The organism is Brachybacterium horti (assembly GCF_054777615.1).
Window position 1 is genome coordinate 644,622 of record NZ_BAAHAM010000002.1, and the last position, 19,873, is coordinate 664,494.

Below are 19,873 nucleotides of genomic sequence, written 5' to 3' on the forward strand. Positions count from 1 at the left end.
GTGACCGCCTCGAACGCCCCGGCCCCGCCGACCCTCGTCGTCGTCCCCACCTACGACGAGCGGGCGGCGCTCCCGGGGACCCTCGCCCGCCTGCGGGCAGCGGTGCCCGCCGCGCACGTCCTCGTGGTCGACGACAACTCGCCCGACGGCACCGGCGCCTGGGCGGAGGAGCGGGCCGCACAGGACCCGCACGTGCACGTGCTGCACCGCGCCGGAAAGGAGGGCCTCGGCCCGGCCTATCTCGCGGGCTTCGCCTGGGGCCTCGGGGAGGGCTACGAGGTGCTCTGCGAGATGGACGCCGACGCCTCCCACCGCCCGGAGCAGCTGCCGGGGCTGCTCGAGGCCGTGCGCCGCGGGGCGGACCTCGCGATCGGCTCCCGCTGGGTGCCCGGCGGGCGCGTCCACGACTGGCCGCTGCGACGGCTGCTGCTCTCCCGCGGCGCGAACCTGTACGTGCGCGCCGTGCTGGGCCTGGGCGTCGCCGACGCGACCGCGGGGTTCCGGGCCTACCGCGCGGAGCTCCTGACGACGCTCGTCCGGGGGGACGTCGCCTCCCAGGGCTACTGCTTCCAGGTGGACATGACGCGCCGGGCCCGGGCGGCCGGCGCCGCGATCGCCGAGGTGCCCATCGACTTCGACGAGCGCGCCGAGGGCGTGAGCAAGATGAGCTCCGGCATCGTCCGCGAGGCGCTCGTCAAGGTGACGCTCTGGGGACTCTCGCACCGCACCCAGCAGCTCCTCGGGCTGCTCCGCTAGGCTGGCGCGGGTCACGAGGACTCCCGGGAAGGACCCGCCATGAGCTCCACCCCCCATCCGACCCCGCGCTCCGGCGCCGCTCCGCGAGCCGGAGGTCAGGGCGCCCCGGGCGAGCGCAGGGGACGCCTCGCCTCGCTGATCCCCGTGGGCATCGTCGTGCTCGGCGTGCTGGAGATCGCGATCCTCGTCCTCATCGGTGTGCAGACGAGCCTGTGGTGGTCCGTGCTGATCGTCGTGATCGGCTGGGTCGTGGGCGTCGCCCTGCTCGTCGCCGCCGGCCAGCAGTCCTTCGTGCGCCTCCGCTCGCTCGTGCGGGCGCTGCGGGGGAGCGGGGACGTGAAGGACCATCTCTCGCGGCCCGCGTTCACCGTCATCGCGGCGCTGCTCTTCTTCTTCCCGGGACTCATCACCGACGTGATCGGGCTCGTGCTCCTGGTGACGCCGGTGCAGAAGCGCACCGTGCGGGCGATGGGGCTCTCCGGCGGGTCGCCCTCCGCGCGCCGCGTGCTCTACCGGCGCAGCGGCGGCGGGGTCGTGGACGGCGAGATCGTCATCGACGCCCGCACACCCCCGCAGGGCGAGGAGCGCACCCCGCCCACGATCCAGCAGTGACCCCCTGATCCCTTCCCGCGCCCGGTGACCGGCGCGGCAGGACGGACCCCGTACGCGAGGAGGCCCCCGCACCGTTCCCGGTGCGGGGGCCTCGTGCTGATCCGGTCGGGATCAGAGGTTGCGGCGCTGGTGCAGCTTGCCGGCGCGGAGCAGCGCGAGCCGCTGGTCCAGCAGGACCTGCAGCTCCTCCTCGCTGCGGCGCTCCAGCAGCATGTCCCAGTGGGTGCGCTGGGGCTTGCCCGGCTTCTCGTCGGGCTTCTCGTGGTCACGGCGCACGGCGGTCGCGCCGCAGCGGCACTCCCACACGGCCGGGACGTCGGCCTCGACGGAGAAGGGCAGCACGATCGTGTGCCCGTTCGGGCAGTCGTAGACGGTCTCCTGGCGCGGGGCGGCGAGCACGCCCTCGTCGGTCTCCATGGAGAGGGATCCGAGGCGGGTGCCTCGCAGGCTTCGGCTGCTCATGCGGTTCTCGCTTCCTGCCGGTGTTTCGGTGCGGGCGGCGGCACGCCCGGAGTTCTGCCCCGGGATCAACGCCCCGGAGGGCGAGGTCATTCCCGGTCACGGACGATCGGGAGGCGCGTGGCGCGCCGGGGACGCCGAGGGGAGGGATCCTCGAACGGATGAGACGGATGGGACGGATGGAGCGGGATCGCCGCCGGACACCTCAGAGGTGCCGGGGCCCCGACGGGAAAGGCCTCGGTCAGTGACGACCGCGGCCGGTCTCGAGCAGTGCTGACAGCAGATCGACGCGATTGGTGATGATACCATCCACGCCCTTCGAGAGAAGATCCGCCATGGTCACAGGGTCGTCGATCGTCCACACGTGCACCTCGCACCCCGCGCGGTGGGCGGCCGCCACGTTCGCCGCGGTGACGACCGGGATCCCGTCGACGCGCTCGGGAACCTGGAGCGCGCCGTAGGGCCGCAGGATCCGTCGGATCACGGCGTCCGGCGCCTCGACGGCCCGCGCCGCGAGGAAGGCGGCGATCACCCCGCGGGACGGGCTGCGCTTCGGGAGCCGGTTGGTCGCCCGGCGCACGCCGTTGGCCGCGCTGCGGGCGACGAGGCCGTCGAACCCGGCGATGCACACACGGTCCGCGCTGCGGGTGCGCGCGATCGCGGTGACGGCGGGGAGGACGGCGTCCGCACTCTTGACGTCGATGTTCACGGGCACGTCCCGGAAGGTGTCGAGCACGTCCTCGAGCAGGGCGAGCCGCTCTCCGCCCGCGAGGCGCACGGCACCGGCCGCGGCGGCGTCGATCGCGTCGATCCGGCGGGGGTCTTCCGCGATCCGCGAGAGGTCCTCGTCGTGGACGGCGAGGGCGAGCCCGTCCCGCGTCGCGCGGGTGTCCGTCTCGAGCATCGTCGCGCCGGCGGCGAGGGCATCGGCGAAGGCCCGCATCGTGTTCTCGGCGCCGTCCGTGGCCAGACCACGGTGCGCGATGCGCCGCGGCCGGGGTCCGGGCAGGAAGCGTGCGCGGTCAGCGCTGCTGGTCGATGAGGGCATCCTCTTCCTCCTCGTCGTGGCTGCGCCGGCGTGCCCGCCGGCGGCGGTCGTGCTCCGCGGTGACCGGCCGGTGCTCCCGGCGTGAGGACGGGGGAGCAGGGGAGCCGGCCTTCCCGGCGGCCTCCGCGCTCCCGGCGCCGCCGTCGGGCCCGTCCTGCGGTGCGGCGGGCTCGGCACGGTCGCCGCCCTCGCCCTCGTGCGCGCCCCTGCTCCTTGCCGGGGCGGTGTCGGCGGCGACCGCCTGCTCCGACTCCGCGTCCTGGATCAGCTTGCGGGTGCGGTACACGAGCGCGGCCGGGAAGAACAGCGCGAAGATCCACCACTGGAAGGCGTAGGAGAGATGGGGGCCGAGGGAGGTGTCCGGGGACTCGAGCGCCTGGGGCCTCGCCGCCTCCGGATGCTCCGCGGCCAGCTCGCCGTAGGCACCGGTCACGAGCGAGTCCGCGACGCCGGCGGGGAGCTTCGCGGCGATCGCCTCGGGCGTGACGGTCTGCACCTGCCCGGGCGGGTCCTGCCGGTCGACGGTCCCCTCCGCGGGGCGCATGCGGACGGTCACCGTGGTCGTCCCGGTGGGGACGGCGGGCGGGTCCAGGGGCTGGGAGGCGGTCTCCTGCGCGGGCACCCAGCCGCGCACCAAGAGCAGGGTGGTGCCGTCCTCGGCGGTGAAGGGGACGAGCTGCCAGAAGCCGACCTGGCTGTTCAGGGGCCGGTTGCGCACGTACAGCACGCATCCGGGATCGGTGCAGTAGCTGCCGGTCATCTCCACGACGCGCCAGCGCTCGCTCGAGGCGAGCGGCTGGGCGGGATCCGGCAGCGCCTCGGCGAGCGGGACGGGATCGGCCGAGTAGTTCTCCGCGATCACCGCAGCCGCGTCCCGCTTGGTCTCGAAGCGGCCGTACTGCCACAGGCCGAGGCCCACGCAGATCGCCGCGCAGAGGAGCACGATCAGCAGGCCCACCAGGGTGTCGCGGCTGAGGATGATCCGGGAGCGGAGGGACCGGCCGCTCATGCCTCGCCCCCGGGGGAGCTCGCGTCCCCCAGGTTCCCGGAGGAGCTGAGCATGCCGGGCAGGTCCTCCACCGCGAAATCGGTGAGCCGCACGAAGCCGATCGCGACGAGCGCCGCGATCACGAAGCCGAGGGCGGTGACGGTGATGTGCGCGGCGAGCCTGCGCCCGGGCCGGCGCTTCACGGGCGCTGCGGGCGGGAAGCCGTAGTCCTCGTCCTCGAGGTGGTTCTGGGACCACATCCCGGGGTTCAGCACGGAGACCGGGTAGGTCTCCACCCGCGGACGGGGCCGGACCCCGCTCGCGGGGACGTCCTCGGAGCGCTGCAGCGGGGCGTCCTCGGCGGTCGCCTCATCCGTGCCGGCGACCCAGAGACGCCACCCCGACGGGACCGGGCCCCATGCGGGGCCCGGTCGGAAGCCGTCCGGCGGCAGCCACCCGTCCTGGGGCGGCTCCGGCCAGCTCGGCGGAGGGTTGAAGCGGTCGGTCACGCAGGGACGTCCCAGGTGTACTGGTCGGAGAAGGTGTCGTAGACGAGCTTGATGCCCTTGGCCTTCTTCGCGTCGAAGAGCACGCGGATCGTGTACGTCTCGCCCTTCGTGAACTCGTCCGGCGCCTGGTAGTCCAGGCCCGCGTCCTTGAGCTCGTAGGTCGCGGTCGCCGGCGAGATGTCACCGCCGTAGGGGGTGGTGAGGTTGAAGTTGTACGAGGCCAGCATCAGCGTGCCCTCGGTGACCTCGACCTGGGCGGTGACGACGAGGTACTCGTCCCCCTGCTCGCCCGGGGTGACGGTGCCGCCGTAGGTGCTCTCGAGCTTGTCCGGGGCGATCCACTCCTGGGTGACGGTGATCTTGCCGCTGCCGTCGGAGGACACGACGTCCTGGGACTGCGGGTCCGCACCGAGGGTGGGCAGCACGGACGGCGTGATGGTCTCGTCGCCGCCGTCGGAGGCCTCGTCGGTGGTCTCCTCCTCGGTCGGGGTCGCCTCGTCCGTGGTGGCGACCTCGGTGGTGGGGTCACCGCCGGCCTGGTCGTCGCCGTTGTTCGAGGTGATCACGACGACCGCGATGATCGCGGCGATGAGCGCGGCGACGAGGAACAGGGCGATGCAGCCGATCCACCAGAACCGCGCGACGATGCCCTTCTTCGGGGGCTCGCCGGCGCCGGTGGAGGCGGTCCAGGCGGCGCCGTCGGAGGCGGAGGAGGACCCGAAGCCCTGAGCGGGCGAGGACTGCCCGTAGGCGGGGGAGGCCTGACCGTAGCCCTGGCCGTAGCCCTGCCCCTGATCCTGCTGACCGTAGGCCGGGGCCGCCGAGTCCTGGCCGTAGGCGGCGGGGGAGGCCTGGCCGTAGCCCTGGCCCTGATCCTGCTGACCGTAGGCCGGGGCCGCGGAGTCCTGGCCGTAGCCGGCGGGGGACGCCTGGCCGTAGCCCTGCGCCTGATCCTGCTGACCGTAGGCCGGGGCCGCCGAGTCCTGGCCGTAGCCGGCGGGGGACGCCTGGCCGTAGCCCTGGCCCTGATCCTGCTGACCGTACGCCGGAGCGGCCGGAGCCTGATCAGCGGCGGCGCCCTGATCGGCAGCATGCGCACCGGAGGCTCCGGCAGCGGCGCCGGCGGCTCCTGCACCGGCGGCGCCGGCGATCGGAGCGGAGGCGCCGAAGTCCTGATCGGCGGCGGGCTCCGCGGCGGGAGCGGCATCGGCGCCCTCCTCGTACGGAGCACGCTCGGCGAGCCCGGCCTCACGATCGGGCCCGGTGTACTCGGCCGTCTCGGAGCTCGTGTCGGTCGCCTCGGCGCCGTCGAGGGCATCGCGCTCGGTGCTGCCGGCGACGTGGGTCGCGTCGGCGTCGAGATCGGCCGAGCGGTCCTCGCCGAGGGCGGCGCGCTGGTCGCTGCTCGCGACGTGGGTGGCGTCGCTGTCGAGGTGGCTGTGGCCGGTGGCGGGCGCCTCGGAGGGCGCGGCGTCATCGGAGGTCACCGCAGCATCGGAGGATGCGGCATCGTCGGTGGACGCGGCGCCGTCGGCGGGCGCGTTGTCGACGTCGGAGGCGGTGCCGAGCACCGTCGGCTCGTCCGAGGGGACCGGCGCGTCGGCGGGAGCCTGCTGCTCGGCGGGCGCGTCCTGCTGCGCTCCGAGACCGCCCTGCGAGGACGCGGCAGCAGCCTGATCGGACGGCGCGGAGTCGCTGGGGACCGGAGCGGCCGGAGCGGCGTCGCCCTCGACCCAGAAGTTCCAGCCCTCGGGCGCGGGGCCCCACGAGGGATCCGGCTGCCAGCCGGGCGGAGGCGTCCAATCGGCATCCTCGACGGGCCAGTTCGGCGGCGGGTTGAAGCGGTATGCCATGAGGAGGAGCACCTTCCAGAGGTGAGTCGACGTCGAGTTTCCCCCGAGGATCCCGACACTGTTCCGCCACGTATCGTAGTGCACCGCCACACCACGGCGCGGCGTCCGTCACAGCGGGTCGCGCCCCGATCCTCCGAGGAGCACGCATGACCGAGCCCACCACCCCCCGCAGCGTCCTCGTCACGGGCGGCAACCGCGGCATCGGCCGCGCCATCGCCGAGGAGTTCCTGCGGCGCGGCGACGCGGTCGCCGTGACCAGCCGCTCCGGTCAGGGCGGGCCCGAGGGCGCCCTCACCCTCGCCGCGGACGTCACCGACGGCGCCTCGCTCGACGCGGCGATCGCCGCCGCGGAGGAGGCGCACGGCCCGATCGAGGTGCTCGTCGCCAACGCCGGCATCACCGACGACCAGCTCCTGCTGCGCATGAGCGACGACTCCTTCGAGTCCGTGCTCGACACGAACCTCACCGGCTCCTTCCGCACGGTCAAGCGGGTCATCAGGTCGATGATGCGCAAGAAGAAGGGCCGCATCGTCCTGATCTCCTCCGTCGTGGGCCTCTACGGCTCGCCCGGCCAGGTCAACTACGCCGCCTCGAAGTCCGGCCTCATCGGCATCGCCCGCGCGCTCACCCGCGAGCTCGGCTCCCGCGGCATCACCGCGAACGTCGTCGCCCCCGGCTACATCGACACCGAGATGACCGCCGCCCTCCCCGAGGACGTCCAGGCCTCCTACCGAGCGGCGATCCCCGCCGGGCGCTTCGCGGACCCGGTCGAGGTCGCCCGTGTGGTGAGCTTCCTCGCGAGCGACGACGCGGCCTACATCTCCGGTGCCGTGATCCCCGTCGACGGCGGCCTCGGCATGGGACACTGAGGACCGACACCGGGCGATCCCGCCCACCCGCAGCCCTCGACCACGACAAGGTGTGATCGCGCCCCCATGTCAGCTTCCGACCCCGACAGTCGCCTCCTCCTCATCATGCGCCACGGCAAGGCGGAGAGCGGCGGCGGTCAGCCCGATCAGGAGCGCACCCTCGTCGAGAAGGGATGGGCGCAGGCCCGCCTCGTCGGCGAGTACCTCGAGTCCCAGGGCGTGCGGCCCACGCGGGTCCTCGTCTCCGACGCCGAGCGCACCCGGGAGACCTGGGAGGGCGTGCAGGCGTCCATGCCCGGCTTCGACGGCAAGGTCACCTTCCACGAGGAGATCTACTCCGGCGGCACCGGCGAGGTGCTCGAGCTGATCCGCGACGTCAAGGCGAAGCACGCCGTGGTCCTCGTGGTGGGCCACGAGCCGACGATGGCCCACCTGGTCACCGGCCTCGCGGACGACGACTCCGACCCCGCCTCTGCCGCGCAGGCCCGGATCGGCATGCCGACCGGCGGCACCGCCGTCCTCTCCGGTGCGCTGCCCACCTGGGCGGAGCTCGGCGAGGAGAGCCTCACGCTGCACACCATCGTCCGCCCCTGAGCGGGCGGCACCCGAACGGGCCCGGCACCTCGCGCGGCGAGGTCCCGGGCCCGTTCGTCGTCTCGGGGGCAGGCGGCGGAGCGGGTCAGGCGACCGGCGCCCCCTCCAGGTACGGCCAGAGATCCAGCAGCGAGGGCCCGTCGAGGACGACGTCGGCGACCTCCCGCAGGGCGGGCTTCGCACGGAAGGCGACCCCCGTGCCCGCCACACGCACCATGGCGGCGTCGTTCGCGCCGTCGCCCACGGCGACCGTGCGCGCCCGGTCCACGCCGTGGCGCTCCGCGAGGTCCTCGAGGGTCGCCCGCTTGGCCTCGCCGTCGATGATCGGGCCGGAGACCTCGCCGGTCAGCTTGCCGTCCTGCACCGCGAAGCGGTTCGCGACGACGTGGTCGATGCCGACCTCTGCGGCGAGCGGGTCGATGACCTCGTGGAAGCCGCCCGAGACGAGGGCGGTGACCCAGCCCGCGTCATGCGCGCGCCGCATGAGCTCGATCGCGCCGTCGGTCGGGACGAGCACCTCGCGCACCGCGGCGAGCACGGAGGCGTCGAGCCCCGCCAGCAGTGCGACCCGGGCGCGCAGGGAGCCCGCGAAGTCGAGCTCGCCGCGCATGGCGGCGGTGGTGATCTCCTCGACGCGGTCGCGGACCCCGGCGTGCTCCGCGACGAGCTCGATCACCTCCTGCGTGAGGAAGGTCGAGTCGACATCGGAGACGAGCAGGCCACGGGCGGGAGCGTCGACGCTCACGGCTCGATGACCGTGCCCTTGCCGATCACGGTGATGCCGGACTCGGTGACGACCCAGCCGCGGGCGAGGTCCGTCTCCCGGTCCAGGCCGATCTGGGTGCGCGGCGGGACGACGACGTCCTTGTCGATGATCGCGCGGTGGATCTGGCAGTGCCGGCCCACCGTCACGTTGTCCATCAGCACCGAGTCGGAGACGGTGGACCACGAGTTCAGGCGCACCCCGGGGGAGAGGACCGAGTTGGAGACCTGCGCGCCGGAGATGACGACGCCGGGGGAGATGACGGAGTCCACCGCGGTGCCCACGCGGCCGGGGCCGGCGTGCACGAACTTCGCCGGCGCCTCGTTGCGATGGCCGGTGAAGGTGGGCCAGTCGTTGTTGTAGAGGTTGAAGACGGGGTGGACCGCGATGAGGTCCATGTGCGCGTCGTAGAACGCGTCGAGCGTGCCGACGTCGCGCCAGTAGTCGCGGTCGCGGTCCGTGGATCCGGGGACGTCGTTGCGGATGAAGTCGTAGACGGCGGCGTCGCCCTTGTCCACGAACTCCGGGACGATGTTGCCGCCCATGTCGTGCGCGGAGTCGTCGTCCTCGGCGTCGCGGGTGACGGCCTCGACCAGGGCGTCCGCGTCGAAGATGTAGTTGCCCATCGAGGCGAGGATCTGCGTGGGGTCGTCGGCGAGCCCCTCTGTCTGCTTCGGCTTCTCGACGAAGGCCTGGATGGTCGTCGGGTCCGACGGGTCCGTCTCGATCACGCCGAACTGGTCGGAGAGCTCGATCGGCTGCCGGATCGCCGCGACCGTGCAGGACTTCCCGGACGCGATGTGCGCGTCGAGCATCTGGGAGAAGTCCATGCGGTAGATGTTGTCCGCGCCGACGACGAGCACGTGGTCGGGCTTCTCGTCGCGGATGAGGTTGAGGGACTGGGCGATGGCGTCCGCCGAGCCGCGGAACCAGTGCTTGCCCAGGCGCTGCTGCGCCGGGACCGGCGCGACGTAGTTGCCCAGCAGCGAGCTCATCCGCCACGTCTGCGCGATGTGCTTGTCGAGGGAGTGGGACTTGTACTGGGTCAGCACGACCACCCGCAGGTAGCCCGAGTTGACGATGTTCGACAGCGCGAAGTCGATGAGCCGGTAGATCCCGCCGAAGGGGACGGCCGGCTTGGCGCGGTCGAGCGTGAGGGGCATGAGGCGCTTCCCCTCGCCACCGGCGAGGACGATCGCGAGGACCTTCGTGGACATGCTGCGAGGATAATGCAGGAGTGGGCCCGATCACGCCGATCGGTCGTCACCCGGACGAGAATCAGATGCGAAGGAAGCGGAAGAAGGAGGACCCCGTGCGCGTGGATCTGCTGACCAAGGAGTACCCGCCGGAGATCTACGGCGGCGCCGGTGTGCACGTCGCCGAGCTGACCCGGGTGCTCCGGCCCCAGATCGACGTGCAGGTGCGCGCCTTCGGGGAGGACCGGGACGAGCCCGGCACCCACTCCTACCGCGCCCCCGCGGAGCTCGCCCGGGCCAACGCCGCGCTCTCCACGATGGGCACGGACCTGCTGATCGCGCAGGACTGCGAGGGCGCGGACCTCGTGCACTCCCACACCTGGTACGCGAACTTCGCCGGCCACCTCGCGTCGCTGCTGCACGGCATGCCGCACGTGCTCTCCGCCCACTCCCTGGAGCCGCTGCGGCCGTGGAAGGCGGAGCAGCTCGGCGGCGGCTACCGCCTGAGCTCCTTCGCCGAGCGCACCGCCTACGAGGCGGCCGCCGGGATCATCGCGGTCTCCGGCGGGATGCGCGCCGACATCCTGCGGGCCTACCCCTCGGTCGACCCGGCGCGCGTGCACGTCGTGCACAACGGCATCGACATCGACACCTGGTCCCCGAACCCGGAGACCTCGGCGCTCACGTCGCGCGGGATCGACCCGGAGGCGCCGACGATCGTGTTCGTCGGCCGGATCACCCGGCAGAAGGGACTGCCCTACTTCCTGCGGGCCGTGCGCGAGCTGCCCCGCGAGATCCAGCTCGTGCTGTGCGCCGGTGCCCCGGACACCCCCGAGATCGCCGCCGAGGTCTCCGGCCTCGTCGAGGAGCTCGCCGCGGAGCGCGGCAACGTGCACCTCATCAGCGAGATGCTGCCGCGCCACGAGCTCACGCAGATCCTCACGCATGCGACGGCCTTCGTGTGCCCCAGCATCTACGAGCCGCTCGGCATCGTGAACCTCGAGGCGATGGCCTGCGGGATCCCCGTCGTCGCCTCCGCGACCGGCGGCATCCCCGAGGTCGTCGTGGACGGCGAGACCGGCTACCTGGTCCCGCTCGACCAGGCCGAGGACGGCACCGGCACCCCGCTGCGGCCCGAGGAGTTCGTCGCGGACCTCGCCGCCGCCCTCGAGCGCATGGTCTCCGACCCGGAGCGCGCCCGGGCGATGGGGGAGGCCTCCCGGCGCCGCGCCGCGGAGCACTTCGCGTGGACCTCGATCGCGGAGCGCACGCTGGACGTGTACCGGGCGGTCCTCGAGGGCTGAGCGAGCCCGCAGCGACGAACGGCCCCGTGGCCCGGATGACCGGGCTGCGGGGCCGTCGACGTGATCGGGGCTGTCGGGGCTGACAGGGTCGCCTGGTCAGCCCATCTCGGTGTGCACGACCCGCTCGACGGTCTCGACGAGCGCGGCCCGCGCGGTCTCCTGCAGGCGAGCGAGGATCTCGCGCCGCGCGAGGGCGTCGGAGAGCTGATGCGCCCCCGGATCCGGATCGGCCAGCTCACCCTGGGAGAGCAGCAGCGTGCGACCGGCGAGGACGAGCAGGTGCGCCTGCGACCCCTCGAGGTGCCGCGGCAGGCCGGTCGCCGTCCAGCCGGCGGGGATGCGGTCCGGGGGGACGGGCTCGTCCGGCACGATGTCGAGGTCCACGGTGCTGCGGGCCGCCTCCTGCAGGGCGGTGAGCAGCTCCGTGCGTGCGCGGCCCGAGCTCGCCGGCGGTGGGACCTGCGCGCCCAGGGGCGCCGCGAAGCGCTGCCAGGTCACGCGGGGCCCACGCGGTCCCTCGGCGCGGTCCACGTCGATGCTCGGCACGAGCGTGTGGTCGGCGATCCCGGCGGCCGTGACGACGACGGCCTGCTCCGCGGCGAGCGCCGCCGCGATCGCCGGAGGCGGCCCCACGAGCCCGGCGAGGCGACCGGGGACGGGCAGCACGAGCCGCAGCTGCGCGAGCGGGAGCCGGCGCAGCCCGGTGAGCCAGGCGAAGAGGTCCTCGCCGCCGGGGACGGTGGTGCCGCCGGAGGCGCCGTGGGCGAGCTCCGCGGCGTCGTCGGGGCCCACGTCCCCGCGCAGGTAGGCCGCCGCCCAGAGCATGAGCACGGCGCCGCGGGGGAGGGCGAGCAGGTCCCTGCCCGCGAGCGGGGAGTCGGTCATCCCTGCACCGCCTCGAGCACCGCGCCGTCGGCCGCATCCGCGGAGACGATCCGCACGCGCAGGCTGGAGCCGACCTCGGCCTGGGCCGGGACCCAGGCGGTGACAGGCGGGTCGAGGAGCTGGACCTCGACCCGGGCGGGCGTGCCCTCGTTGCCGTCCTTCGCGGGGGAGGCCTCGCGGCTGTCGATCACGGTCGCCTCGAGCTCCTCACCGACCCAGGCGCGCAGGGCGGCGCTCTCGACGAGCGCGATGCCGCGCCGCTCGAGGTCCCCGGCGCGGCCGCCGGCGCTGCGCATCGCCTCGGGGATCTCGCCGAGAGCGGCGAGCAGCTCCGGGGCGGGCGCCTCGCCGCGGGCGTGGGCGTGGCACACGAGCAGCACGAAGCGGTCCACCAGCCGGCGCAGGGGCGCGGTGGTGTGGGCGTAGGGGGCGGCGATCGCGGCCTGCGCCGGGTCCTCGGGGACCTCCGCGGCGCTCGTGAAGGCCGCGTAGGAGGCGCCGCGGAACAGGGCCGTCGCCTGGTTCAGCAGGGCCAGGTGCCGACCCTCCTGCCAGTCCAGCCTGCGCAGGAAGGCCCCGTAGGTCACGCCCTCCTCCCAGGGCACGCCGAGCGCCGCCGCCTGACGCCGGAAGCGCTCCACCGCGGCCGGCTCCGCGGGCGGCATCGTGCGCAGGATCCCGGACCCGCCGCGCAGCATGAGATCGGCGGCGGTCATGCCGGTCATCAGCGAGATCTGGGCGTTGGCATCCTCGATCGGGGCGGGGCGTCGCCACACGAGCCGCACCTGGTCGCCGTCCTCGACGATCTCCTGCTCGGGCACGTTCAGGCTCGCGCCGCCGCGCTCGAGCTCCTGGCGGGCGCGCAGCGCTCCGATCTCCTGGAGCAGCAGCATCTGCGGGTGGCCCGTGCCGGCGTCGAGCTGCTCCTGCACGCCCGCGTAGTCGAGCTTCTCGGTGGAGCGCACGAGCGCCCGCTCGAGGTCGACGCCGGTGACGGCGCCGCTCGCGTCGAGGTCGAGGGTCCACACGAACGCCGGGGTCGTCTGCCCGGGCAGCAGGGACGCCGCCCCCTCGGAGAGCACCTCGGGGTGCAGGGGGATCCGACGGTCCGGGAGGTAGACGGTCGCCCCGCGCCGGCGGGCCTCGTGGTCGATCGGGCCGTCGAGCTCGACGAACCAGGGGACGTCGGCGATCGCGTAGAGCACGCGGAAGCCCTCGCCCTCGCGGCTGAGGTGCATCGCCTGGTCCAGGTCCGTGGAGGACGCGGGGTCGAGCGTCACGAAGGGCACGTCGGTGCGGTCCGTGCGATCGGTGGGGTCGCCGCCGTCGGTCCGGGTCGCGGCGGCCTCCGCGGCGGCGAGGACCTCGGGCGGGAACGCGAGGGGGAGGTCCTCGGCGGCGTCGGCGAGCAGGGCGTCGATGCCCGCGCGGATCTCCTCGGCGGCGACGGAGCCGCGCGGGGCGCGGAGGGTGAGCGGTCGGTGCGGCACGGGGACTCCTCGGGGTCGGTTCCGGGCCGCGCCAGTCTATGGCGGGGCGGGCGGGGAGCAGGGCGAGGCGGGCATGCGGCGCGGGCGGGTCGTGAGCCGACGGCGCACGGCCGGGAGATAGGCTTGCGGCCATGGCTTTCCCCTCCGCTGACACAGCCGACACCGCCACCGCCGCCGCGTTCACGGACGTCGTCGTCCGCCGGGCGGGGCGCAACATCCTCGACGACGTGTCCCTGCAGATCTCCGAGGGGGACCGCTGGGCGGTGCTCGGGCCCAACGGCGCCGGCAAGTCCACGATGATCCGCCTGCTCTCGACGCGACTGCACCCCACCTCCGGCACCGTCGACATCCTCGGCGAGCGCCTGGGCCGGGTCGACGTGTTCGAGCTGCGCACCCTGATCGGCCTCGCCTCGCAGGAGCTCGCGGACACGATCCCCGCCGACGAGACCGCCCTGGACGTCGTCGTCACCGCCGGCTACTCCGTGGTGGGCCGCTGGCGCGAGGAGTACGACGACCTCGACCTCGAGCGGGCCTCGACGCTGCTCGCCGCCTTCGGCGTGGGCCATCTCCAGAAGGCGCACTTCGGCACCCTGTCGACCGGCGAGCGCAAGCGCGTCCTCGCCGCCCGCGCCCTCATGACGGACCCCGAGCTGCTCCTGCTCGACGAGCCCGCCGCGGGCCTGGACCTCGGCGGCCGCGAGGCGCTCGTGCGCACCCTGGGCCGGCTCGCGAAGGACCCCGCGACCCCGGTGACCGTGCTCGTCACCCACCACGTCGAGGAGATCCCGCCGGGCTACACGCACGTGCTGCTGCTGCGCAAGGGCGGCGTCGTCGCCGCCGGGCCCATCGAGCAGACCCTCACCTCCCAGAACCTCACCGCGACCTTCGGCCTGCCGCTCGTCGTGGACCGGGTGGGCGAGCGCTACTTCGCACGCTCCCTGGCCCTGGGCTGAGCGCGTGATGCCCGACGGCGCCGCCGCGCAGCTCGTCACGATCACCGATCTCGAGGACCCCGCCCTCGAGGACTACGTGCGGATGACGGACGTGCGCCTGCGCTCCCGCGTCGAGGTCGAGCGCGGCCTGTTCATGGCCGAGAGCTTCGAGGTCATCTCCCGGGCGCTCGACGCCGGCGCCGTGCCCCGCTCCTTCCTCATGAGCGAGAAATGGATCGAGCGCTTCGCCCCGCTGTACGCGCGCTTCCCCGACGTCCCGGTGTTCGTGGGGGAGGAGCCGCTGATCGAGCAGCTCACCGGCTTCCACCTGCACCGCGGGGCCCTCGCCGCCATGCAGCGGCCCGTGCTGCCCTCCGCGGCGGAGCTGCTGGAGGGCGCGCGCACCGTCGCGGTGCTCGAGGACATCGTGGACCACACGAACGTGGGCGCCATGTTCCGCTCCGCGGCCGCGCTCGGCGTCGACGCCGTCCTCGTGACCCCGCGCTGCGCGGACCCTCTGTACCGCCGCTCGATCCGCGTGTCGATGGGCACCGTCTTCCAGGTCCCGTGGACCCGGCTCGAGGCCTGGCCGCACGCCCCGCACCCGCCGGGCGAGCCCGCCCCCGCGGCCGGCGTGGACCTGCTCCACGAGGCCGGCTTCGACGTGCTCGCCCTCGCGCTGACCGATCAGGCGGTGCCGCTGGACGAGGTGGATCTCGGCCCGGACCGCAAGGTCGCCTTCGTGCTCGGCACCGAGGGGCATGGCCTGCAGCCCTCGACCCTCGCCGCCGTCGACCAGCACGTCATCATCCCGATGGCCGGGGGAGTGGACTCCCTCAACGTCGCCGCGGCGAGCGCCGTGGTGCTCTGGCAGCGCCGGGCGATGCTCGGCGCGGGCTGAGCGCCGGTTCCCCTCGGGCAGGTGCAGCACCTCGGAGCCCCGCTCGAGCTCGACGCGGCGGTCCTGCTCGCGGTGCTCCTCCGCGACGTCACGCCGATGCCGGGCGTTGCTCATCGAGCCGGGGAGTGATCCGACGGCGGCAGCAGGTCGAGCAGCGCGGCGAGGGTCGGCGCCTGACGGGTGGGCGGCGTCGCGTGCGGCCAGGGGCGGCCGCGGCTCACCCATCCGGTGCGCAGCCCCGCCGCGGCGCCCCCGCGGATGTCGGCCTCGGGGTGGTCGCCGATCATCCAGGTGTCGGGGTCCGACGGCGCCGTCGCGAGCGCGGCGGCGAAGATCGCCGGGTCCGGCTTCGACGCGCCGACCTCCTCGGAGATCACGACCGCGTCGAGCAGCGGCGCGAGTCCGGTGCGCTCGAGCTTCGCCCGCTGCTGCCGTCCCGTCCCGTTGGTGAGGACCGTCAGCCGTGCTCCCTGCCCCTGCAGCCGTCGCAGGTGCGCGAGCACCGCGAGGGAGCAGGTCACGTGCTCGACGTGCTCCATCAGGAGGCGCTCCTCGAGATCGTCCGGTGCAACGCGGGGGAGCAGGCGCTCCGCGATCCGCGCGGCGAGCTCACGGCGCGGGGTGAGGCCGTCGGCGTCGGCGCGGAGCAGCCAGGCGAGGTCCGCGGGGCCTCCGCCGGCCTCGATGACCAGCCCCTCCGCCCAGCGGGCGAAGGCCCGCTCGCGGTCCACGAGGGTGTTGTCGAGGTCGAGCAGCAGATGCACGTCAGCGGCGCCGGGCGAGCAGGCTGATCGCATTGGGCAGGCGCCCGTCCCAGGCGGCGGCGGGCTCCTCGTCCTGCGGCGTCCAGAACGGCTCGGGATGCTCGGCGAGATGCAGCAGCTCGAAGCCGGCCCCGGTGATCGTCATGACGAGCTCGGCGAGGGTGCGCTGGTGCTCGGTCGCCCCGAGGGCGGGGAAGCTGTCGTTGACGTGGCTGCGGGCGAAGTAGCCGCGGTCGCGCCGCACGCGGGCTTCGTGGGCGTCCCACTCCCACAGCGGCACCAGCGGGTGCGCCTCGTAGACGAAGAGGTGCCCGCCGGGCCGCAGCACCCGGTGCATCTCCGCCGCCCAGACGGCGAGGTCCTCGATCCAGATGAGCGCGCCCTTGCCGGTGTAGACGAGGTCCTGCGTGCCCTCCGTGAGCCCGGTGGCCGGCAGCTCGACCTCCTCGTAGCGGCAGGGCCGGCCCAGCTCCTCCGCCCGACGGCGCGCCGCGGAGACCGCCGTGGGGCTGTAGTCCAGGCCCAGCACCTCCTGCGCGCCGAGCGCGACGAGGCCGTGGTCGTCGATGCCGTGGCCGCTCTGCGGGTGCAGCACGCGGGCACCGTCCACGAGGGGCGCGAGCAGCCCCTCCTCGAGCGGCAGCAGGCGCGCGGTGCGGGCCTCGTCGAGGAGCTCCTCGTACTCCCGCACGTGCTTCTGCGAGGCCTGCTCCCAGGCGCGGCGGGTGTCCTCGTACGTGCTCATGCCCTGATCCTCGTCCATGCCGCGGGCCGGCGCGAGCGGGTTTCCGCGCCACGGGGTGGGGGCGGGATACGGCCGCCCTCCGCGCGCTCACCGCGAGGGCTGAGACCGCTCGAGGCGAAGGGCCTGTGCGAATTTCTCGGGACATCATGTACATGATGTGCGCCGTTTTCTGAACAGCATCAGTGCCCGGCTGCCCGGCTGCCCGGCTGCCCGGTTGCCCGTCCGTCGGCTCTGCCCACCTGCCCGTGGGCTCCGCACCTCCTCGCTCCGTCCGTCGCACCCTCCTGCGAGGCTTCGCACGGTTGTTCGAAGCATCACCCTGCACACCTTGAGACCCCCACCCGACGCGCGTATCGTTCGAACATCAGTTCGAGTCGCGTCGTGGTCGGCGCCGAGAGGAAGGCAGGAGACGGAGGTGGTCATGTCCCTGGTGGTCCGGCGCTCGGCGTCCGGCACGATGTCCGGATCGGCGTCCGGCACGGAGCGCGCGGCGGAGGCCGAGCGCGATGCCGGCGCCCCGCACGAGGACCGGCTGGCCCGGGCCCGCGCGGCCCTCGGCGCGGCCGAGCGCAGCGCCGCCCGCTGGGGCGGCCGGCTGGACCGCACGGCCCTGCGCAGCATCGGCGGCGACCCCGCCGGCGCCCCGCGCATGCGAGCCGTGCCCGCCGGCCCGGAGCGCACCGCGGATCCGGACCGGACCGCCCCCACCTCCGCCCCCGCCACGGAGCCGGCGCTCGAGCCGCTCGCCGACGGCACCCGCCTCCCGGTCCCGGCCCCGCTCGCGGGCCTGTTCCCCCGCACCGGCCTGCGCGCCGGCAGCGCGGTCGCGGTGGACGGCGCGGCGACGACCTCGCTCCTGCTCTCCCTCGCGGTCGCCGCGGCCGGCCAGGACGCCTGGTGCGCGATCGCCGGCATGCCGGACCTCGGCCTGCGCGCCGCGATCGACGCCGGCCTGGACCCCGCCCGCCTCGCCCTCGCCCCGGCTCCCGGCGAGCAGGCCCCGCAGGTGCTCTCCGCCCTGGCCGACGGGGTCGGGGTGCTCGTGCTGGGCCCCGACCTCGCCCTCGCCCCGGCCCTCTGGCGGAGCCTCCTGGGCCGCGCCCGGGCGGCGGACACGCTCGTGCTCGCGGGCCGCCCGCCGGGCCGCGCCGATCTCGCCCTCACCGCCACGACGCTCGGCTGGCAGGGCCTCGGCGCCGGCACCGGGCGGCTGCGCCGACGGCGCCTCGCGGTGACCTCCGCCGGGCGTGGGCTCGCGGGGGAGCACCGCGCCGAGGTGCTGCTGCCCGAGGTGGGCGGGATGATCGGCGTGGCCCCGCCGGCCCGCCGGGAGCAGACCCTCCGCCGGGAGCAGGGCGTCCTCGGGACGGTCCCCGAGGAGATCGCCGCCACTGCGGCGCCCGCGATGGCAGTGCCCACGACGGCAGCGCCCGCGCCCCGGCCGCTGCACGCCGCGCGGAGGGCCGGCTGATGGGCGCGTCCACCCGCACCGTCGCCGTCCGCGTCCCGCAGTGGCCGCTCATGGCCGCGCTGGACCGCCACCAGCGGCGCGCGGAGGCCGACGCCCGGGGAGAGGAGCCCCCCGCCCCCGTGGACCCGCTGCAGGACCCGGTGCTGCTGCTGGAGAACCACCGCGTCGTCGAGGTCACCGCCGCCGCCCTGCAGGCGGGGGCCCGGCCCGGCCAGACCCGCCGCGCGGCCCGCGCCGCCTGCCCCGAGGCGCTCGTGCTCGAGGCCGACCGCGAGAGCGAGTCCGGCCTGTTCGAGCTCGTCGCCGCCGCCGTGGACACGGTCGCCGCGGGCGTGGACGTGCTGCGCCCGGGCACGCTGCTCATGGCCGCCCGCGGCCCGGCCCGCCACCACGGCGGGGAGGAGCAGCTCGCCGAGAGGATCCTCGACGCCGTCGCGGACCACACCGGCTGGGAGGCCGCCGTGGGCGTGGCCGACGGCCCCTTCGCGGCCCTGCTCGCCGCCGGGGCCGGGCGGATCGTGCGCCCCGGCCGCAGCGCCGACTACCTCGCCCCGCACCCGATCGCCGCGCTCCGCCACGCCCCCGTCGGCCCCGGCTGGGGGCACCGCGGCCAGCCCTCCGCGACCCGCCCGGAGAAGAAGCTCGACCTCGCCGAGACGGTGGACCTGCTCCAGCGCCTGGGCATCGCGACCCTCGGCGACCTCGCCGCGCTGCCCTCCGCCTCCGTGGCGGACAGGTTCGGCCCCGACGTCGCGGAGCTGCACCTGCTGGCCCGCGGCGAGGAGCCCGCGCCCCCGGCGGCGCACCATCCCACCCAGCCGGTGCTCGCCGAGACGGTGCTGGACCCGCCGCTGGTGCGCACCGACCAGGCGGCCTTCGTCGCCCGCCCGCTCGCCGAGCAGCTGCACGAGCAGCTCGTGAGCCGCGGCCTGGTGTGCACGCGGCTGCGGATCGTGGCCCGCACCGAGGGCGGCGAGGAGATGGAGCGCACCTGGCGCCACGACGGCGCGCTCAGCGTCGCGGACGTCGTGGACCGCATCCGCTGGCAGTGCGACGGCTGGATCACCCGGGCCCGCCTGGGCGGTCCCGCGACCGGCGCGATCGTGCGGATCGGCCTGCACCCGGCGCAGCTCGCCCCGGCGGGGGAGAGCGCCCCGGCGCTGTGGGGCGGCGCGGGGGAGTCCGCGCAGCGGGCGGCCCGGGCGCTGGCCCGCGCCCAGGGCCTCGCGGGGGAGGACGCGGTGCTCGTGCCGGCGCTCGTGGGCGGGCGCCTGCTGGCCCGTGAGCTGACCGCGGTGCCGTGGCGCTCCGAGCGGCCCGACCCGCAGCCCGGCCCGTGGCCCGGCGCCCTGCCGCGCCCGGTGCCGGCGACCGTGTTCCGCCACCCGCCGCCCGTGGCGCTGCTGGACGCCGGCGGCACGCCCGTCGTCGTCACCGCGCGCGGGCTGCTCAGCGCCGCCCCCGCGCAGCTGCGGGTGGTCGCGCCCGGCGTGCCCGCCCTGGACCGGATGGGGCTGCGGGCGGGGACGGCGCTCACGGTGCTCGCCCACGGCGCGCCGACGGTGCTCGACGAGCGCTGGTGGGCGGCCGACAGCGACCGCGCCGCGCGCCTGCCGCTCGTGGTGCGCGGCGCACAGGACGAGGAGACGGCCCTGCTCACCCTGTCCCGCACGGGGGAGTGGGGGGTCGAGGGCATCTACGACTAGCAGCAGGACGATCAGGGAGGAGGGCTCC

The 19,873-nt window shown here is 74.9% G+C and carries 20 protein-coding genes; 9 read left to right on the plus strand and 11 right to left on the minus strand.

Annotated elements, in window-relative coordinates; translation table 11 throughout:
* A complete protein-coding gene (locus tag ACYVAP_RS08185) occupies window positions 1-756 on the plus strand; it encodes a polyprenol monophosphomannose synthase (RefSeq protein WP_498860277.1) in 756 nt (251 codons plus the stop codon).
* 39 nt (window positions 757-795) lie between these two features.
* The gene (locus tag ACYVAP_RS08190) at window positions 796-1,368 is read left to right on the plus strand and encodes an FxsA family protein (RefSeq protein ID WP_137770788.1); all 573 of its coding nucleotides are present in this window, start codon (window positions 796-798) and stop codon (window positions 1,366-1,368) included.
* Window positions 1,369-1,479: 111 nt separating this feature from the next.
* On the opposite strand, the gene ACYVAP_RS08195 is transcribed toward ACYVAP_RS08190, so the two are convergent.
* The 5 genes from ACYVAP_RS08195 to ACYVAP_RS08215 all read right to left on the minus strand — a co-directional run bounded on the left by ACYVAP_RS08195 (window position 1,480) and on the right by ACYVAP_RS08215 (window position 6,225).
* The gene (locus tag ACYVAP_RS08195; RefSeq protein ID WP_137770789.1) at window positions 1,480-1,830 is read right to left on the minus strand and encodes an RNA polymerase-binding protein RbpA; all 351 of its coding nucleotides are present in this window, start codon (window positions 1,828-1,830) and stop codon (window positions 1,480-1,482) included.
* A 238-nt stretch (window positions 1,831-2,068) separates the two neighbouring features.
* Window positions 2,069-2,875, minus strand: a complete 807-nt coding sequence (locus tag ACYVAP_RS08200; RefSeq protein ID WP_498860278.1) for a PI-PLC domain-containing protein — start codon at window positions 2,873-2,875, stop codon at window positions 2,069-2,071.
* The gene (locus tag ACYVAP_RS08205) at window positions 2,850-3,884 is read right to left on the minus strand and encodes an SURF1 family protein (protein WP_498860279.1); all 1,035 of its coding nucleotides are present in this window, start codon (window positions 3,882-3,884) and stop codon (window positions 2,850-2,852) included. The genes ACYVAP_RS08200 and ACYVAP_RS08205 overlap by 26 nt, the downstream gene beginning before the upstream one ends.
* Window positions 3,881-4,372: a hypothetical protein gene (locus ACYVAP_RS08210; protein ID WP_498860280.1), complete on the minus strand. Its 492-nt coding sequence runs from the start codon at window positions 4,370-4,372 to the stop codon at window positions 3,881-3,883. Before ACYVAP_RS08210 ends, ACYVAP_RS08205 begins: the two co-directional genes overlap by 4 nt.
* The gene (locus tag ACYVAP_RS08215) at window positions 4,369-6,225 is read right to left on the minus strand and encodes a hypothetical protein (RefSeq protein WP_498860281.1); all 1,857 of its coding nucleotides are present in this window, start codon (window positions 6,223-6,225) and stop codon (window positions 4,369-4,371) included. The genes ACYVAP_RS08210 and ACYVAP_RS08215 overlap by 4 nt, the downstream gene beginning before the upstream one ends.
* Window positions 6,226-6,371: 146 nt before the next feature.
* Here ACYVAP_RS08215 and fabG point away from each other — a divergent pair, with 146 nt between their 5' ends.
* Both fabG and ACYVAP_RS08225 read left to right on the plus strand, forming a co-directional pair.
* Window positions 6,372-7,094, plus strand: coding sequence for a 3-oxoacyl-ACP reductase FabG (fabG, locus tag ACYVAP_RS08220; protein WP_264450911.1), 723 nt, complete (start codon window positions 6,372-6,374; stop codon window positions 7,092-7,094).
* 66 nt (window positions 7,095-7,160) lie between these two features.
* Window positions 7,161-7,688: a SixA phosphatase family protein gene (locus tag ACYVAP_RS08225; RefSeq protein WP_259359900.1), complete on the plus strand. Its 528-nt coding sequence runs from the start codon at window positions 7,161-7,163 to the stop codon at window positions 7,686-7,688.
* 85 nt (window positions 7,689-7,773) lie between these two features.
* Here ACYVAP_RS08225 and serB read toward each other — a convergent pair whose 3' ends face one another.
* Window positions 7,774-8,433, minus strand: coding sequence for an HAD family hydrolase (gene serB, locus ACYVAP_RS08230; RefSeq protein WP_498860282.1), 660 nt, complete (start codon window positions 8,431-8,433; stop codon window positions 7,774-7,776).
* Entirely contained in the window at window positions 8,430-9,668 is a 1,239-nt protein-coding gene (glgC, locus tag ACYVAP_RS08235; protein WP_137770796.1) for a glucose-1-phosphate adenylyltransferase, read from the minus strand. Before glgC ends, serB begins: the two co-directional genes overlap by 4 nt.
* A gap of 95 nt (window positions 9,669-9,763) precedes the next feature.
* Between glgC and glgA the strand changes: the two genes are divergently transcribed.
* Window positions 9,764-10,951 carry a glycogen synthase gene (gene glgA / locus ACYVAP_RS08240; RefSeq protein ID WP_264450925.1) on the plus strand — a complete coding sequence of 396 codons (1,188 nt, stop codon included), beginning with the start codon at window positions 9,764-9,766 and terminating at the stop codon, window positions 10,949-10,951.
* A 96-nt stretch (window positions 10,952-11,047) separates the two neighbouring features.
* On the opposite strand, the gene ACYVAP_RS08245 is transcribed toward glgA, so the two are convergent.
* On the minus strand, window positions 11,048-11,836 hold the full coding sequence (locus ACYVAP_RS08245) for an Rv1486c family protein (RefSeq protein WP_498860283.1): 789 nt from the start codon (window positions 11,834-11,836) through the stop codon (window positions 11,048-11,050).
* Window positions 11,833-13,326 (minus strand): RNB domain-containing ribonuclease, encoded by a 1,494-nt coding sequence (locus ACYVAP_RS08250; protein WP_498860284.1) that lies wholly within the window; start codon window positions 13,324-13,326, stop codon window positions 11,833-11,835. Before ACYVAP_RS08250 ends, ACYVAP_RS08245 begins: the two co-directional genes overlap by 4 nt.
* Before the next feature lie 131 nt (window positions 13,327-13,457).
* Here ACYVAP_RS08250 and ACYVAP_RS08255 point away from each other — a divergent pair, with 131 nt between their 5' ends.
* A complete protein-coding gene (locus tag ACYVAP_RS08255) occupies window positions 13,458-14,279 on the plus strand; it encodes an ABC transporter ATP-binding protein (protein ID WP_137770800.1) in 822 nt (273 codons plus the stop codon).
* 7 nt (window positions 14,280-14,286) lie between these two features.
* Window positions 14,287-15,159, plus strand: a complete 873-nt coding sequence (locus ACYVAP_RS08260) for a TrmH family RNA methyltransferase (RefSeq protein WP_498860285.1) — start codon at window positions 14,287-14,289, stop codon at window positions 15,157-15,159.
* A gap of 110 nt (window positions 15,160-15,269) precedes the next feature.
* Here ACYVAP_RS08260 and ACYVAP_RS08265 read toward each other — a convergent pair whose 3' ends face one another.
* Both ACYVAP_RS08265 and ACYVAP_RS08270 read right to left on the minus strand, forming a co-directional pair.
* A complete protein-coding gene (locus ACYVAP_RS08265; protein WP_498860286.1) occupies window positions 15,270-15,923 on the minus strand; it encodes an HAD family hydrolase in 654 nt (217 codons plus the stop codon).
* A gap of 1 nt (window position 15,924) precedes the next feature.
* Window positions 15,925-16,668, minus strand: coding sequence for a methyltransferase domain-containing protein (locus ACYVAP_RS08270; protein ID WP_498860287.1), 744 nt, complete (start codon window positions 16,666-16,668; stop codon window positions 15,925-15,927).
* 421 nt (window positions 16,669-17,089) lie between these two features.
* Here ACYVAP_RS08270 and imuA' point away from each other — a divergent pair, with 421 nt between their 5' ends.
* On the plus strand, window positions 17,090-18,139 hold the full coding sequence (gene imuA', locus ACYVAP_RS08275; RefSeq protein ID WP_498860288.1) for a DnaE2-dependent mutagenesis accessory factor ImuA': 1,050 nt from the start codon (window positions 17,090-17,092) through the stop codon (window positions 18,137-18,139).
* The gene (locus ACYVAP_RS08280) at window positions 18,139-19,845 is read left to right on the plus strand and encodes a DNA polymerase Y family protein (protein ID WP_498860289.1); all 1,707 of its coding nucleotides are present in this window, start codon (window positions 18,139-18,141) and stop codon (window positions 19,843-19,845) included. Before imuA' ends, ACYVAP_RS08280 begins: the two co-directional genes overlap by 1 nt.
* Window positions 19,846-19,873 lie beyond the last annotated feature (28 nt).

Excerpts from the sequence above, each read along its gene's own strand:
- ACYVAP_RS08200 (WP_498860278.1), bottom strand. The coding sequence starts at position 2,875 with ATGCCCTCATCGACCAGCAGCGCTGACCGCGCACGCTTCCTGCCCGGA.
- ACYVAP_RS08255 (WP_137770800.1), top strand. The coding sequence starts at position 13,458 with ATGGCTTTCCCCTCCGCTGACACAGCCGACACCGCCACCGCCGCCGCG.
- ACYVAP_RS08195 (WP_137770789.1), bottom strand. The coding sequence starts at position 1,830 with ATGAGCAGCCGAAGCCTGCGAGGCACCCGCCTCGGATCCCTCTCCATG.
- ACYVAP_RS08260 (WP_498860285.1), top strand. The coding sequence starts at position 14,287 with ATGCCCGACGGCGCCGCCGCGCAGCTCGTCACGATCACCGATCTCGAG.
- ACYVAP_RS08190 (WP_137770788.1), top strand. The coding sequence starts at position 796 with ATGAGCTCCACCCCCCATCCGACCCCGCGCTCCGGCGCCGCTCCGCGA.
- ACYVAP_RS08225 (WP_259359900.1), top strand. The coding sequence starts at position 7,161 with ATGTCAGCTTCCGACCCCGACAGTCGCCTCCTCCTCATCATGCGCCAC.
- ACYVAP_RS08270 (WP_498860287.1), bottom strand. The coding sequence starts at position 16,668 with ATGAGCACGTACGAGGACACCCGCCGCGCCTGGGAGCAGGCCTCGCAG.
- ACYVAP_RS08245 (WP_498860283.1), bottom strand. The coding sequence starts at position 11,836 with ATGACCGACTCCCCGCTCGCGGGCAGGGACCTGCTCGCCCTCCCCCGC.
- ACYVAP_RS08215 (WP_498860281.1), bottom strand. The coding sequence starts at position 6,225 with ATGGCATACCGCTTCAACCCGCCGCCGAACTGGCCCGTCGAGGATGCC.
- ACYVAP_RS08280 (WP_498860289.1), top strand. The coding sequence starts at position 18,139 with ATGGGCGCGTCCACCCGCACCGTCGCCGTCCGCGTCCCGCAGTGGCCG.
- glgC (WP_137770796.1), bottom strand. The coding sequence starts at position 9,668 with ATGTCCACGAAGGTCCTCGCGATCGTCCTCGCCGGTGGCGAGGGGAAG.
- ACYVAP_RS08205 (WP_498860279.1), bottom strand. The coding sequence starts at position 3,884 with ATGAGCGGCCGGTCCCTCCGCTCCCGGATCATCCTCAGCCGCGACACC.
- fabG (WP_264450911.1), top strand. The coding sequence starts at position 6,372 with ATGACCGAGCCCACCACCCCCCGCAGCGTCCTCGTCACGGGCGGCAAC.
- imuA' (WP_498860288.1), top strand. The coding sequence starts at position 17,090 with ATGTCCCTGGTGGTCCGGCGCTCGGCGTCCGGCACGATGTCCGGATCG.